Origin of the sequence: Dyella mobilis, assembly GCF_016904945.1 — a bacterium.
Classification (GTDB): domain Bacteria; phylum Pseudomonadota; class Gammaproteobacteria; order Xanthomonadales; family Rhodanobacteraceae; genus Dyella_B; species Dyella_B mobilis.
Genome location: NZ_JADIKF010000038.1, coordinates 464,339 through 479,134, shown reverse-complemented (window position 1 = coordinate 479,134; position 14,796 = coordinate 464,339). Strand labels below are relative to the sequence as shown.

The 14,796-nt window shown below is 64.2% G+C and carries 16 protein-coding genes; 5 read left to right on the top strand and 11 right to left on the bottom strand.

Annotated features, from left to right (window positions below):
• The gene (locus tag ISS99_RS09825; RefSeq protein WP_204631427.1) at positions 1-1,437 is read left to right on the top strand and encodes an efflux transporter outer membrane subunit; all 1,437 of its coding nucleotides are present in this window, start codon (positions 1-3) and stop codon (positions 1,435-1,437) included.
• Between the two features lie 66 nt (positions 1,438-1,503).
• Here the strand turns inward: ISS99_RS09825 and ISS99_RS09820 are convergent, their stop codons facing one another.
• From ISS99_RS09820 to ISS99_RS09795, 6 genes are all read right to left on the bottom strand, one after another.
• Positions 1,504-2,682: an AI-2E family transporter gene (locus ISS99_RS09820; RefSeq protein WP_284343760.1), complete on the bottom strand. Its 1,179-nt coding sequence runs from the start codon at positions 2,680-2,682 to the stop codon at positions 1,504-1,506.
• The gene (locus tag ISS99_RS09815) at positions 2,679-2,987 is read right to left on the bottom strand and encodes a hypothetical protein (protein WP_204631426.1); all 309 of its coding nucleotides are present in this window, start codon (positions 2,985-2,987) and stop codon (positions 2,679-2,681) included. Before ISS99_RS09815 ends, ISS99_RS09820 begins: the two co-directional genes overlap by 4 nt.
• A 17-nt stretch (positions 2,988-3,004) precedes the next feature.
• Complete coding sequence (locus ISS99_RS09810; RefSeq protein ID WP_204631425.1) at positions 3,005-3,469, bottom strand: ABC transporter ATP-binding protein; 465 nt, start codon at positions 3,467-3,469, stop codon at positions 3,005-3,007.
• Between the two features lie 30 nt (positions 3,470-3,499).
• Positions 3,500-3,877: an ElaB/YgaM/YqjD family protein gene (locus ISS99_RS09805; RefSeq protein WP_204631424.1), complete on the bottom strand. Its 378-nt coding sequence runs from the start codon at positions 3,875-3,877 to the stop codon at positions 3,500-3,502.
• 71 nt (positions 3,878-3,948) lie between these two features.
• On the bottom strand, positions 3,949-4,104 hold the full coding sequence (locus ISS99_RS09800; RefSeq protein ID WP_204631423.1) for a DUF1328 domain-containing protein: 156 nt from the start codon (positions 4,102-4,104) through the stop codon (positions 3,949-3,951).
• Between the two features lie 141 nt (positions 4,105-4,245).
• Entirely contained in the window at positions 4,246-4,869 is a 624-nt protein-coding gene (locus tag ISS99_RS09795; protein ID WP_204631422.1) for a YbhB/YbcL family Raf kinase inhibitor-like protein, read from the bottom strand.
• Positions 4,870-5,049: 180 nt separating this feature from the next.
• On the opposite strand from ISS99_RS09795, the gene ISS99_RS09790 reads away from it, so the two are divergent.
• Positions 5,050-6,528, top strand: a complete 1,479-nt coding sequence (locus tag ISS99_RS09790; RefSeq protein ID WP_204631627.1) for an AAA family ATPase — start codon at positions 5,050-5,052, stop codon at positions 6,526-6,528.
• A 19-nt stretch (positions 6,529-6,547) separates the two neighbouring features.
• Here ISS99_RS09790 and ISS99_RS09785 read toward each other — a convergent pair whose 3' ends face one another.
• From ISS99_RS09785 to ISS99_RS09770, 4 genes are all read right to left on the bottom strand, one after another.
• Positions 6,548-8,125 carry an MBL fold metallo-hydrolase gene (locus ISS99_RS09785; RefSeq protein WP_204631421.1) on the bottom strand — a complete coding sequence of 526 codons (1,578 nt, stop codon included), beginning with the start codon at positions 8,123-8,125 and terminating at the stop codon, positions 6,548-6,550.
• Positions 8,126-8,276: 151 nt separating this feature from the next.
• The gene (locus tag ISS99_RS09780) at positions 8,277-9,266 is read right to left on the bottom strand and encodes a YheT family hydrolase (protein ID WP_239537819.1); all 990 of its coding nucleotides are present in this window, start codon (positions 9,264-9,266) and stop codon (positions 8,277-8,279) included.
• Positions 9,267-9,351: 85 nt separating this feature from the next.
• Positions 9,352-10,152: a lysophospholipid acyltransferase family protein gene (locus ISS99_RS09775; RefSeq protein ID WP_204631420.1), complete on the bottom strand. Its 801-nt coding sequence runs from the start codon at positions 10,150-10,152 to the stop codon at positions 9,352-9,354.
• Positions 10,153-10,266: 114 nt separating this feature from the next.
• Positions 10,267-10,869, bottom strand: coding sequence for a TetR/AcrR family transcriptional regulator (locus ISS99_RS09770; RefSeq protein WP_204631419.1), 603 nt, complete (start codon positions 10,867-10,869; stop codon positions 10,267-10,269).
• Between the two features lie 69 nt (positions 10,870-10,938).
• Here ISS99_RS09770 and ISS99_RS09765 point away from each other — a divergent pair, with 69 nt between their 5' ends.
• Positions 10,939-12,237 (top strand): MFS transporter, encoded by a 1,299-nt coding sequence (locus ISS99_RS09765; RefSeq protein ID WP_204631418.1) that lies wholly within the window; start codon positions 10,939-10,941, stop codon positions 12,235-12,237.
• Positions 12,238-12,243: 6 nt separating this feature from the next.
• Here ISS99_RS09765 and ISS99_RS09760 read toward each other — a convergent pair whose 3' ends face one another.
• Entirely contained in the window at positions 12,244-12,720 is a 477-nt protein-coding gene (locus ISS99_RS09760; RefSeq protein ID WP_204631417.1) for an Lrp/AsnC family transcriptional regulator, read from the bottom strand.
• A gap of 150 nt (positions 12,721-12,870) precedes the next feature.
• Between ISS99_RS09760 and phhA the strand changes: the two genes are divergently transcribed.
• A complete protein-coding gene (gene phhA / locus ISS99_RS09755; protein WP_204631416.1) occupies positions 12,871-13,767 on the top strand; it encodes a phenylalanine 4-monooxygenase in 897 nt (298 codons plus the stop codon).
• Between the two features lie 119 nt (positions 13,768-13,886).
• Positions 13,887-14,789 carry a patatin-like phospholipase family protein gene (locus ISS99_RS09750; RefSeq protein WP_204631415.1) on the top strand — a complete coding sequence of 301 codons (903 nt, stop codon included), beginning with the start codon at positions 13,887-13,889 and terminating at the stop codon, positions 14,787-14,789.
• The last annotated feature ends 7 nt before the right edge of the window (positions 14,790-14,796 follow it).

The following is a 14,796-nucleotide window of genomic DNA, read 5'->3' as shown; positions in this document are numbered from 1 at the left end:
ATGACACGTTTCTTTCGTAACACCGCGTTGTTCGCCGCACTCGCGCTGGCCGGTTGCGCCAGCGTGGGGCCGGACTACAAAACTCCGCAGACGCCTGCCGCCAACGTGCAGGGACTGGACGCGGCGCGCGAAAGCGCTGCGCAATTCCAGGCCAGCTGGTGGAAACAGTTCAATGATCCGGTGCTGGACGCACTGATCCAGCGCGCCGCCAAGGGCAGCCTGGATCTGCGGATCGCCGAGTCGCGACTGAAGGAATCGCGCGCGCTGCTTGGCACGGCCAGGTCCGACCAGCTGCCGACCATCAGCACGGATATTTCCGCCAATCGCGCGCTCGAACAGCAGCCTGGTTTTGGATCGACCAAGCGTATCGGGGTCGATACCTACCAGGCCGGTTTCGATGCTTCGTGGGAACTGGATCTGTTCGGTGGCATCCGTCGTTCGGTAGAAGCCGCGCGTGCGGATGTCGGCGCCAGCCAGGCATCGCTGCAGGATGCACAGGTCAGCCTGTTTGCCGAGGTCGCGCGCAATTACTTCGAACTGCGCGGCGCGCAGCAGCGTTTGGCGATCGCCCAGCGCAACATCAATAACCAGACCGACACGCTGAAGCTGATCCAGGCGCGAGCGGAAATCGGCACCGCATCCGAACAAGACGTCGCCAGCGCCAGTGCGCAGCTCAGCGCTGCCAAGGCGCAATTGCCGGTGCTGGATACGCAGGCTCGCGCCTATGAGTACCGGCTGGCGGTGCTGTTGGGCGAACGCCCTGGCGAACTGGACGTCGACGTATCGCCGACCACGTTCAAACCGATCGCCACCGTGTTGCCGATCGGCGATGCCGGCGACGCGCTGTCGCGTCGTCCCGACGTGCGCATTGCCGAACGGCAATACGCGGCAGCCACCGCGCGCATCGGTGTCGCCAAGGCGGATTTCTTCCCGCATATCTCGCTCGGCGGCTTTTTCGGCTTCCTGGCCGGACAGCCCAACGACTTCGGCGGCCCGGGTTCACGCGCCTTCTCGATCGGACCCAGCATCACCTGGAACGGTTTGAACGTGGAGCGCGTGCGATCCAACCTGCATGCCAGCGAAGCGCGTGCCGATGAAGCGGAAGCGAATTACCAGCGCACGGTGCTGCAGGCGATCGAGGATGTGGACAACGCCGTCGTCGGCTATAACGCCGAGCATGCGCGGATCGAGCAACTGATCGCACAGAGCCAGCAGAGCAAGCGCGCGGCGGACCTCGCACGCATCCGCTATCGGGAAGGCGCTACCGGCTATCTGGAATTGCTGGATGCCGAGCGCGTGCAGCTGGCGGCGGAAGATGACCTGGCGCAGTCCGAGACCGCTATCGATACGCGAGCGGTGTCGCTTTACAAGGCGCTGGGTGGTGGGTGGCAGGCTTGTGGAGATGCGAATTGTTCGGATGTTGCACAAACTCAATAAGCCTGCCGTAGCGGCTTAACCTGTCTGATCGTCATCCCGGCGCAAGCCGGGATGACGTGCGCGCGATCAGCGCTGCACCATCCGCGCAAACCACTCCCAGCCGCGCACGCGTTCAGCGATCAGCTTGAAGCTGGTCAGCATGGGCACCGCCAGCAGCGCACCGGGAACGCCCCACAGCCAACCCCAGATCAACAGCCAGATCAGGATGGCGATCGGGCTCACGCGCATGCGCCGGCCCAGGATCATCGGCGTGATCAGATTGCCTTCGAAGGCGGTGATGCCCGCGAAGCAAAGTGCCGGCAGCAATGCATTCGTCACGTCGTTGAAGTGAACCAGGCCGACCAGCAGCAAGGTGGTGGTGGTGACGATGGCGCCAACGTAGGGAATGAAATTGGCAAAGGCTGCAACTGTCCCCCACAGCAAAGGATCGGGCACGTGCAGCAGAAACAGCATTCCCGCCGTCAGCGCGCCGAGCGAGGCGTTGATGACCACGGTGGTGAGAATGTAGCGCGACACCTCAGTCTGGATGCCGCGCACGATGGTTACCGCATGGCGCTTGTAGCCGAAACTGGGCGCGATCTCGACCAGGCGCCGCAGGATCAGGTCGCCGTACACCAGAAAGAAATACACCAGCAGCAACACGGTCAGCACCGCTGCCAGCACTTTGGGTGCATTGGCGAGCACGTCCCACACGCTGAAAGCCACGTCGCTCGGGCTTTGCCCGGCTTCGGGGCGAACCGGATGACCGTTGACCAGTGTCTGCGTAGCGCGGCCGGCCGCTTCCAGCGGACGGGTAATGTGTTCCAGCTTGGGAATGAAGCTGCGAATGGTCGACGGTGCGCTGTGCAGCCAGGTCGTTGCCGGCTCGGCAAGCAGGCTGATGCCGGTGACGATGCCGGCGATCAGGAAAATCATCAACGCGCTCGCGCCCAGCCAGCGGGGGATGTGATGGCGCGTGCCACGAGCGACGATCGGGTTCAGCGCCAGGCCGATAAACGCGGCCAGCACCAGCGGAATGATCAACGCCTTGACCAGGGTGATGGTGTAAACCAGGGCGAGGATCAGCATCGCGTTCAACGTCATGCGGATCGCCCGCAGATGCCCGCGCAGGCGGTGAACGCCGTGGGCGGCCTGCTTGATCTGGTTGGGGGTAAGGGCGGCCGGAGGAGGCGGGGCGGATGTTTCGCGGGTTGTTCCGGCCACTGCCGCATCGCCTGGCAATGCCGTGGGCTCGATGCCGGTCACGCGTCGGTGCCGTCTTGATCGCTATCGCTTTCGTCCATGCCCAGTTCGGCGATCAGGCGCGTGCCATGCGCCACGATGTCCGCCACGCTCGTGCTGATCATCGATGCCAGTCCCGGCACACGCAACGCACCGACGCCCATGCTGCCGAGCACGACGCCCGCGCCGGCCGCCACGCCCATTGTGGTCAGGGGATGCCGATGCCCGCGCGCCAGCAGCGCCGCGGCCGGGGTGGCTACCTCGTTGCGGTGAACTGCCACGCGATCACGCGCCTTGCGAACTTTTTCGATCTGTTTGAACAAACCCATGGCGAGCCCATCCCCCTTCAGTCTGGACGCTTGTCGGCCTCGACGTCCTGCTCGGCCTTTTGCAAAGTATCGCGCATGATCGCACGCCATTCCTGACGGCTGCCCGGCAGGCTCATCCAATGCATGCAGCGGCGGAACAGCAGGATCGCGCCAGCCAGCGCCAGCGCTTCCAGCACCGCCAGCACGGCGAAAGCGGCGATCCAGGAACCGAACCACTTGGCCAGCACCAGACCAACCAGCCCGAGCACGGTCAGCCCGAGCCCAACACCTGCCACGGTTGCTATCAACCCGGCAGCCAGTAACCACGACACGGCGCTGCGCGCCAGCCCGAGCTCGGCGGCAAGCAACTGCATCTGCGCACCAAACAGCTGGCGCATGGCGCGCGCCAGCTGAGTCACATCGTCGAACAAGCCGCCCGGGGCCTGCTCGGATGGCGGCTCGGTTTGCCCGGCCGCCTCGTTATCGCGCACGGAATCGTGCATCGCCCCGCCTCCGTGCCGAATCGTCAGGGATCAGCGGCGAAGAATCCGGCCCAGCAGCCAGCCGGCGCCGAGTGCGATGGCAACCGCCTGAACCGGCTTTTCGCGGACGTAATCGCGCACTTCGTCCAGCCACTCGTCCGCGCGATCGCGTGCCTGGCCATAGGCGGCACGCCCGCGCTCCTTGGCGTCGTCCACCTTGTCGCTGGCGCGGTTGGCGGCATGCGCGGCCTTGTCGGTGGCGCGATGCAGGCCGTCTTCGAGATGATCGGCTGCGCGTCCGAACTTCTCCTTGCCGCTGGCCACGGCCTCGGAGGTGGCTTGCTTGATGCGCTCCGCACCGTGATCGATGCGCTCGTGAATGTCGTGTTCGCGTTCGTGCGCGTCGTTCGCCTGGACTTCTTTGTTCATGACGGTCTCCGATGACAAGGACTTCACTGTAACGGGTTATCGGCGAGTTGGCTGAACGGCCGCCCGGTCGTTCAGTTAGTCCGCCGCAGGAATGCGACCACGGCCAGGATCAGGAACAATACGAACAGCACTTTGGCAATCCAGACGGCGGTACCTGCGATACCGGTAAAGCCAAGCAGGGCTGCGATGACGGCGATAACCAGGAAAACCAGGGCGTAGTGCAGCATGACGGCGCTCCTCGCAAAGCCGGGGCGTCATCACGCACGCCCCGCGTTCCATGTTCCACGTGGCGTGCCGTCTGCGCGTGAAGGTTGCCTGCTGCAACTTTTGCCGTTTCATTACGTTCATCGCTGCCGCCGATGCGACGATCAGGCGACCGCGTGGGGATTGATGCTGTAGGTGCCGGTGATCGCCGCTTCCGCCAGCACGTGTCCGCTCATGGCGGCGCGCAGCTCGGCCAGGGTGAAACCCGGCTTCAGCGCGAGCTTCTCCGTATCCAGCGCATAGACGCGAAAATGGTAGTGATGCACCAGCGTGTCGTTCCACGGCGGGCAAGGGCCGTCATAGCCCAGATACGTGCCGCCCATCTCCGCATCGCCGGCAAACCATCCGGTGTAGTCGTTCACCCCTTGCACACTGCCGGGCGGACCAAAAGGCTGCTGCTTGCCGCGCGCCGTGATCCCCTCGCTGCACGCACCTTCGCCAAGCTCGACGCACTCGACGGGAATGTTGGCCATCAGCCAATGCGCGAATTCCACGCGCGGCAAATCGGCCGGCACGCTGCGGCCGGGCTTGTTCACGTCGTCGGGCTTGCTCGGCACGTCGGTATCGATGCAGGTGAGCACGAACGAGCGGGTGCCGGCGGGCGCGTCCTTCCAGGCCAGGTGCGGGTTTTCGTTGTCCGACAGCGCCACCGGGTCGCCCGGCTTGCCGAAGGCGTTTTTGGACGGAATCGCCTTGCCGTGCTGGAAGTTGTCGCTGCGTAGCTGCATGGGTGTCTCCGATGGCGCAAGGGAAAGGCTTCTTTATTGGGGGCGCCGTCAAGGTGGCGCAAGTCAGTGCTTGCGGCCGCCGGGCTGCACCCCCATCTGGCCGCGGAGCTTAGCGCAGCCGCCCTGATCCGGCGGTGACAGCTCTGCTAAGTTACGCGTTCGCAGGGAGGAAGCATGAGTGTGAGTGAGCTTGACGATCTAAGTACCCTGGTGCGCGCCGCGACACCTTTGCTGGTGATCGAAACCGTTGACGAACAACGGGTGATCGAGTGTTTCCAGCACGTTATTGCCCAGACCCTCAGCCCGCTGTGGCGCTGGACCATGACCGAGGGTCTGGAACGCCTGGATTTCAACGGCCCGCGCGACGTGCAGGTCGCCCCCGACGCCACCGCCACGCTCAACGCGATTCGCGACGCCGAGCAGCGCGGCATCTATCTGCTGTTCGATTTCCTGCCCTGCCTGCAATACGCCATGACGCAGCGGCAGATGCGCGAAATCGTGCAGCGGCAACACTCCGTCGCGCATACCCTGGTGCTGGTGGGCGCGAAAGTGGAGTTGCCGCAGGAACTCGAACCCCTCGCGACCCGCATCCCGCTGTCTTTGCCGGACGTCAAGGAACTGGCCGGCATCATGCGTGGCGAGGCCGCCGCGTGGCAGCGCGAAAACAACCGCAACCTGGAAGTGGATAACGAGGCCGCCCGCACCATCGTGCGCAACCTGCTGGGCCTCACTGCGCCCGATGCACGGCGCATCGTACGCAAATTGATCTACAACGACGGCGCGCTCAACGCCAACGACCTGCCCGAACTGATGCAGGCCAAGTTCGACCTGCTCAACCGTTCGGGGTTGCTGCATTACGAATACGCCACCGCCAGCTTTGCCGATGTCGCCGGCGTCAGCCACGTGCGCGACTGGGTGCAGCGCCGACGCGCGGTTTTTCTCGATCCCAATCCGGCACCGGCGCTGGATCCGCCCAAGGGCGTGCTGTTGCTGGGCGTGCAAGGCTGCGGCAAGAGCCTGGCGTCCAAAGCCATTGCAGGCGGCTTCGGCGTGCCGCTGATTCGATTGGACTTCGGCTCGCTCTACGACAAATACCAGGGCGAAACCGAGAAAAACCTGCGCGAAGCCCTGACCAGCTGCGAAGTGCTCGCACCCTGCGTGCTGTGGATCGACGAAATCGAAAAGGGGCTGGCGGGCGGCGGTGAAGACGGCGGCGTCTCGCGGCGCGTGCTGGGCTATCTGCTGACCTGGATGGCCGAACGCAAGTCCAAGGTGTTCGTGGTGGCGACCGCCAACGCGGTGGACGAACTGCCGGCAGAGCTGTTGCGCAAGGGTCGCTTCGACGAAATCTTCTTCGTCGATTTGCCGCGCGCCGAGGTGCGCGCGGCCATCTTTGCCTTGCATCTGAAGCGCCGCAAGCTGGCGGTCGACTCGTTCGATCTCAACGCCCTCGCCGACGCTGCAGACGGTTTCTCGGGCGCGGAGATCGAACAGGCCGTGGTCAGCGCACTGTACGATGCCGCCGGCAACGGTTCCGCACTCGACCAGGCCACCTTGCTCAACGCCCTACACGCAACCCGGCCGCTTTCCGTGCTGATGCACGAGCAGGTCGCCACCCTGCGCCAGTGGGCCAGCGGCCGGTGCGTGCCGGCTGATTGATCCGTTCGCAACCGGCTGCTCAACCGGCGGTCTTGGGGGCCTGGGGCGAAGCTGCCTGATCCAGCAGCTTCTGCACCGTTGCCCAGGGCGTCGGCCCCTCGTGCATGGCGTAAACGGTATCCACTTGAAGATGCTCGCGTGCGACCGCTTGTGCCACTTCGTACATCAGGTCCGGATCGTAGAGCGTCTTGTCGGGATTGAGCGCCAGCGTATCGCTGGCGTACAGCAGCTTTTGCTGCGGGAAATAGACCATGTATTGCCGCTCGGTCGACGCGCCACGCAGCGGATACAGCACGACTTGGTTCGCGCCATGGCCCAGCTCCAGCCGGCCGCCCACGTCGATCCAGTGCGGCGCCTGCGGATGGTTTTGCAGATCGTCCGGCTGCAACCGGTGCGGTGCATCGACCAGGCGGTCCAACAGCGGACGGTTGAGATCGAGCGCGTAGACCGGAATGCCCGCGGCCACCGCCTGACGCACCCCGGCTGCGTGCGGCCAGGAATCGGAAGTGCTGAGCACGCCCTTGATCGGTACGCCCGGATACTCGCTGTGCACCTTGGCCAGCACGCCCTGCACGTAGCTGGGAGAAATCGGTGCCTCCAGCACCAGCACACCGTCTTCCTGCTTGATCAAGGTGGTGTTCCACGAACCGCGATAGAGCTCGATGCCCGGCGCCAGCTCGACGCGCTTCTTGTCGCTGAAAATCCGGTTCCAACCCTTGGACTGCGCACTCTTGGCTGCGACGGCGGCATCCATCGCGAAGGATTTGTCGTCGACCGGGGCGTTGAAAACCGGATTGAATATCTGGGTGGAGGCGTACAGCATCCCGTTGCGTTGATCGATGCGATTGGTCGGAAACACCACGCCTTGCACGATGTGCCAATCGTCGAAGTAAATGCGCTGGTCGACGTCGCCCCAGGCGAACCAGTAATCATTGAAAGTGCGGGTGCGCTCCAGTGCATCCGGCAGATGGTTGTACGCATTGAGCAACACCTTCACCGGCGTGCCATGCCAGGTGAATTCCACCACGCTGTGCGGCGTCGCACGCAGCCATTGCGAAGGCGCGTAATGCAGATCGGGGGCCGCTGCTGCGTTGAGCAGCAAGCGCTCCGGACCGAGCGCCAGGGTATCGGCGGTATCGTCCAGATCGGACAGGCCGCAGGGTGAATCGCCAGCTTTGCTGCGATAAACGCCACCCTGCGGCGTCGCTACCAGGGTGACGTCGACGCTTTCCGTATGCGGATCCGATTCCGGCCAGGTAACGTGCACGGCGCGCGTCAGGCGCTGCTTGTCGAAATCGACCGTGACCTGGTCGCGTTCGTAAGAAGTGATGAAGGGTTGCTGCCGATACGACTGCTCCGCCAGCACGGCATGCCCCATCGATTCGTAACTCGCTTCGTGGATGCCGGCGAGCCGCTGCCGACCACCCATGGCGGCGATCGCCTGCTCCACGCAAGCTTTGGCGTCAGCGTGATCGCAACCCGGATGCGCCGTGCCTTTTACGGCATCGCCATCCTGCGGAAGGCTCGCGGCAAAACTTGGAGCAACCGCGGCTAGCGCCAGCAACGCGGGTAAAGCCCTACGGATACGGCGTTCCATATCGATTCCCAGGCGACGCCCGTAGACCACGGGCAGTGGTAGCGCAACTTACGCGCCCGGGCCTGGCGCATCCCCGTGGAGGAAGTCACGCAAGCGGGGGTGCCTGATGGCAGGGGTGGGGTGCCTTACGAGTACAACGACGGAAAACTCGTCACTCGGTCAGTGCGTTGAAACGGGCCGCAATGTAGTCGTCGCAAAAGCTGGTCATGTCCCATCCGCGAATGAAACCGCAGTGGCCGCCATAGGTGGCGATATCCAGCTCCACGTTGCCGGGCAGCTCCAACTTTTCGAACGCATCGACGGGAATCACCGGATCGTCGCGTGCGGTGAGGATGGTGGCCGGTATCTGCAAACTGGCGAGCGCGCGGCCGGCTACCGAATAGCCATCCAGATAGGCTTGCAAAGAACCGAAATCGGTATGCCGCAACACCAGCGCCTCGGTCAGGCCGCGCAGGTTCTGTTTCAGCTCCTGCAGCTCGAAATACTCACGGTGCGGAAAGGCCGCCTGCTTGGCGCGCAGCGAGTGGCGCCATTTGTTCATGAAATATGCCTGGTAAAACCACGGCGCGGTTTCTTCCAGCGAAAACAGGCCTTCGCTGGGATCGATGATCGGGCACACCGCGAGCGCATAGCTGAGCGGAATGCTTTTCGCGGGCGCCTGCATCGCCACGCGCAATGCAAAGTTTCCGCCGAGCGAGAAGCCGGCCAATGCCAGCGGACGCGCCGGCCAACGCTGTGCAATGTCGCCCAGGGCGTGCACCACTTCGTCGATGCGGCAGGAATGGAACAGCGCCTCGTTGAGCCCGTGGCTTTCGCCGTGGTCGCGGAAGTTGAGCCGGAAGATGTCCCAGCCGTCCGCCAGCAGGCGACTGCCGGTTTGCAGCACATAGGTGGAATCGAGACTGCCTTCCCAACCGTGGAACAGCACGGCAAGGCCGCGCGAAACCGCTTGGGTTTTCTGCGCCGTGTAGGCGCCGGTCAGCCGCACGCCATCGCCGCCGTCCACCATCACCGTCTGTGCGCCTTCGAGCACCTGGTACGCGCGGCGCGGCAGCAGCATGCGGCGCACGCCGCTGGAAGAGAGCATGGTTTGCACGTGGCCGCTGGTAAGCGGCCAGGAAGGACGAAAATCCCTTCCCATGGGCAAGCATCGGTTCAATGCGTCCATCTGGCTCACGCGGTCGTCGGACGTTCGTCAGATGATGATATGAGGCGCGTCGAATGGCTCATGCACGTCGATCCTCCAACGCTAGTGCGATGCGCTCGCGCGCAAGCTCGGCCATGCGGCGGCGGCCATCCTGACTGGCTGCCACGGGGTCAAGAAAATGCACCTCCGCATCCATCGACGGGCCGCCGAGCATGCGCAGGAAGTTCTGCATGAAGTTTTCGTGTTCGCGAAAGCCGGCATCGATCAGGCGCTTGCCTTCGCGCGCGAAGCGCAGCGCAACCGGTTGCACCGGCACTTCCGCATCGAGTGCGGCCTGGAAGATGCGCGCATGAAAAACCTTCAGCACGCCGTTGTGGCCGGTGCCGCCCTCGGGAAACACCGCGACCGAACGGCCCTGGCGCATGCGTTCGACCATTACCTGCATCACCGCGGCCAGCGAATGATTGCTGCCACGGCGATGAAAAATGGTGCCGCCGCTGGAGGCCAGCCAGCCGACCAGCGGCCAACTGGCGATTTCGGCCTTGGCCACGAAACAGGCGGCGCGCTGGCTGTGCAGCAGTTCGATATCGATCCACGAGGTGTGGTTGGCGACGAACAGCACCGCGTCGGGCAGCGGATTGCCCACGCGCACGGAACGCAAGCCGAAGATGCGCATCAGTCCCTTGGACCAGGCGCGGATCATCCGGTGCGTAAACGGCTCGCGGCCGTCCTTCATGACGGCCTTGCGATTCCAGGTAAGAATGAACCCGCAAAGCATGATGCCGAGCACGATGTGCAGCAGCAGCAGGGGCACGCGCCACACATAGCGTAGCGGGCGCAGCAGGTCTCGGTCCGGGGCGGAAACGGCTTCGATGCTCATCAGCACATCATTTTAACGTTAATCGGGGCGCGCGTCGGCAGTACGCGTGCGCACTGTCTTTCTTGAAGCGTTTCAAGCGCGTGAGCATCCACAAAATCGCAAGAAAGCGCTCCGCTACAACGCCGCGTCGATCAGCTTGCGGGCGGCGACACCAAGCGCGCGTGCCGGCCCGCCTTCGCCGAAGGCCTGCCCGGACACGTAGCTGCCTTCGATCAGCAACAACAGGCTGTCGGCCAGTTCGTCCGCATCGCGCGCGCCCATGGAGCGGCACATCTCGCCCAGGCGTTTGCGCAGGGCGTGTTTGCTGTCGACCGCCACCTGGTGCGCGGGATGCGCGGGGTCAGGATATTCGATGACGGCATTGGTGAGGCCGCAGCCGCGATAGCCTTCGGCACTGGCGCGCGCCGCAAGCCTGTCCAGATAGGCCAGCAACTGGCCTTTGGGATCACCGGGATGCTCGGCCGCGGGCGCCTCGAAACTCCGGCAAAAGCGTTCGTCGTAATCGCGCAGGTAGTCGGCGATCAGTTCGTCCTTCGATTCGTAGGCGCGATACAGGCTGGGCTTGGTCACGCCGGCGCGGTTGACGATTTCTTCCACTCCGATGGCGCGGATGCCCTCCCGGTAGAACAAGTCGAAGGCGGTGTCGCGGATGCGGTCCGCCGCACGACGCGGGGTGTCGGCAGCCGTGGTTGGCGGTGATTTCGAACGCGTGGACATGATCGGGCCTATTGACAATGTTACCGATCGGTACGTACTCTGCGCCTCCGTCCCGTACCGATCGGTAACATGACTATACAACGCCGCCGGCCCTTCGGCCAAAACTATGCCTTTGTCGTCGTAGCTGTCGTGTTTCTGGCCTTGCTTGCGTCGGCAGGCATGCGCGCCACGCCAGGGGTGCTGATGTTGCCGCTGGGCCGCGCCTTCGGCTGGAGCCGGGGCGACATTTCCTCGGCCGCCGCCGTCGGCATCCTTCTGTACGGCTTGATGGGCCCGTTCGCCGCCGCGCTGATGCAGCGCTTCGGCATCCGCCGCGTGCTGATCAGCGCCCTGGCGGTGATGACACTGGCAGCCGCCTCCAGTGCGTGGATGACCCGGCCTTGGCATCTCCTGCTGACATGGGGCGTACTCTCGGGTGTCGGCAGTGGTTGCGTGGCGGTGGTGCTGGGAGCCACTGTGGTCGGCCGCTGGTTCAGCACCCACCGGGGGTTGATGATGGGCCTGCTCACCGCGAGCACCGCCACCGGCACGCTTATTTTTCTGCCCGCACTGGCAGCCATCGCCCAATACGCAGGCTGGCGGCCAGTGGTTTTGACCATCGCTGCGGTCTGCGCAGCGCTGGTGCCGCTGGTGCTGTGGCTACTGCCGGAACGCCCTTCCGACATCGGGTTGACTCGCTATGGCGCCGTGGCTGACGAAGCGGCCGAGGTCGGTGCCGGGTCGGGCAATTTGCTGGCGCTGACCCTGGGTGCGTTGCATCGCGCCAGCAAGCGCGGCGTGTTCTGGCTGCTGTTCGCCACTTTCTTTGTCTGCGGATTCACCACCAACGGCCTGATCGGCACGCATTTCATCGCCATGTGTGGTGATCACGGCATTCCCGAGGTGCGCGCGGCGGGTGTGCTGGCCATGATGGGCGTGTTCGATCTGTTTGGCACCACCGCCTCGGGTTGGCTCACCGACCGCTTCGATCCGCGCAAACTGCTGTTCGTCTATTACGGGCTGCGCGGACTGTCGCTGATCTACCTGCCCTATTCCGATTTCTCGCTCTACAGCCTTTCGCTGTTCGGCGTTTTCTACGGCCTGGACTGGATCGCCACGGTGCCGCCCACGCTGCGCCTGACCACCGATGCCTTCGGCGATCGCGACGCGCCGATCGTGTTCGGTTGGGTGGTGGCCGGACATCAGATCGGCGCCGCGGCCGCTGCGTTCATGGCAGGGGTGCTGCGCGTGCAGATGGGTAGCTATCTCACGCCGTTCGTGATTGCCGGCGCCGCCGGCGTGGTGGCCGCGTTCCTGGCCCTGCGCATCCAGCGCCGGGACCAGCGCGACCAGGACGCGCCAATGCTGCCGGCCGGCGAAAGCGCTTGAAGTCGCTCACGACTCCAGTTGCGCCAGCGGCAAGGCCGCGGAGCGTTTGACCGTGCGCAGCACGAAACTGGAGTTCACGTCCGCCACGCCCGAGGCATTGAGCAGGCGGTCGAGCAGGAAGCGCGAGAAATGCTGCAGGTCCGCCACATAGATGTGCATCAGATAATCCATGTCGCCGGTCAGCGCATAGCAGGCCACCACTTCGTCCCAGGTGTTCACGTGCTCGACGAAGCGTTCGATGGTTTCGGCCTCGTGCTTGGTCAGCTGCACTCGCACGAACGCCTGCAAACCGAGACCCACCGCCTCCGGATCGAGCTGGGCGGTGTAGCCGATCAGAATGCCTTCGCTCTCCAGCCGCTGCAGCCGGCGCAGGCAGGCGGAAGGAGACAGGCTGATCCGCTCGGCCAGCTCCGCGTTGGTGATACGGCCGTCGCCCTGAAGCACGGCGAGGATGCGCAGGTCGGTACGATCCAGGCTGACCATGCACGATGCTCCTGTATTTGAGGTCAAAGACGCACAAATATTGCACCTACAGACGCAGATGCTGCAATAAAACAAGGTTCGTGCGAGGGCTTGGCCGTATGATGTTGCGAGTAGAGCAATGCATTCGATCCCTCGCAAGCCGGAGCCCCGATGGACACCCACACCGCGCCACGCAAAGTCGAACACCAGCAGACCGATCGCGGCTATGTGCCGGTGTACGCCACTGGCGTGGTCGAGCAGCCGTGGGAGAGCTATACGCGCACCGACCACGAAGTCTGGGACACCCTTTACAAGCGCCAGCGCGAGCTGCTGCCCGGACGTGCCTGCAAGGAATTCCTGGCCGGCGTGGAGCGCTTCGGCCTCGGCGACGGCGGCATCCCGAAATTTGCCGACCTGAACCAAGTGCTGGGCCAGACCACCGGCTGGGAGCTGGTGGCCGTGGAAGGCCTGCTGCCCGACGAGGTGTTCTTCGATCACCTGGCCAACCGCCGTTTTCCGGTGAGCTGGTGGATCCGCAAACCGGATCAATTGGATTACCTGAGCGAACCGGACCTGTTCCACGATCTGTTCGGCCACGTGCCGTTGCTGCTCAACCCGGTCTTTGCCGATTACATGCAGGCCTACGGCCGCGGCGGCATGAAAGCCTTCGGCATCGGGCCGGAGGCATTGATGAACCTCACGCGCCTGTACTGGTACACGGTCGAGTTCGGCCTGATCAACACCGATGAGGGCATGCGCATCTACGGCGCCGGCATCGTGAGTTCCAAGGGCGAATCGATCTACTGCCTGGATTCGGCCGCTCCCAACCGCATCGGCTTCGGCCTCGAGCGCGTGATGAATACGCGCTACCGCATCGACACGTACCAGCAAACCTATTTCGTGATCGACAGCTTCGAGCAGTTGTTTGACGCCACGCGGCCGGACTTCACGCCGATCTATGCCGAGCTGAAGCAGCACACCGCGCACGCCGCGGCCGACGTGCTGGAGAACGACCGCGTGTTCAACCGCGGTACGCGCGAAGGCTTCGCCAGCAACGCCGATACCTGAGACGGCGCGGTCACCTGGATTGAAACGGCCGGCTTGATGCCGGCCGTTTCGCTTCGCCCCTTGCAAGTCGGCCGACTGCCTACATCCGAAGAAGCGGACTCCAGGGGAAGGGACATGCCATGCGCATCGAAGCCGTCGAGCGACTGGATCTTGCGGATATTCAGGTGCTCGTATTCGCCGGCGGCGGCAACCGCTGCTGGTGGCAGGCGGGTGCCGTAAACCATTGGTTGGAACGCGGCTGGTTCTTGCCCACGCGCTTGCTGGGTACCAGCGGCGGTGCGGCAGTCGCTACCTCGTTCCTGACGACAGGGGCCAATGCTGCCCTGGATACGTGCCAACGGTTGTTTGCCGCCAACGCGCGCATGTTCGAGTGGAAGCATCTGCTGCGCCTGCGTGTGCGCTTTGCCCATCGGCACATCTATCCCCAATGGGTGGCGAGCTTCCTGGACACCGAGCATTTCGAGCGCCTGCGCGAATCGTCGAGCCGGCTATCCGTTGCCGTGACACGGCCGGCCAAAATGCTGGGGCTGAAGGGTTCGGTGGCGGCTGCCACGCTGGCTTACCTGGTCGACAAATTCGTGGCGAACCGGATTCATCCGCGCTTGCCCACGTTGCTGGGACTGCGCCAGGACCTGCTCGAGCTGCACGCCTGCGCCGACGCCGACGAGGCACAGACCCTGCTGGTGGCTGCCGCCGCCGCCCAGCCGTTCATTCCCGCCCGACGCGTGGCCGGACGCATCGCCTTCGATGGCGGCTATACCGACAACGCACCCATACCGCCGGCGCAGGAAGGCTTGCACACCCATACGTTGGTGTTGCTGACCCGGCGCTATCGGAAATTGCCGACCCTGTTCCGCGCCGACAATCGCTACTACTGGCAACCCAGCCGCCGCATTCCCGTGTCCATGCTGGACTGCACGGCGCGCGCCACGGTTCGCGACGCCTTTGCGCTCGGCGAAAGCGATGCGCGCGATGCCTTCGCACGCAACGAGCTGTGCATCGGGCCAAGCGTCTCATCGTAGAGAGTGG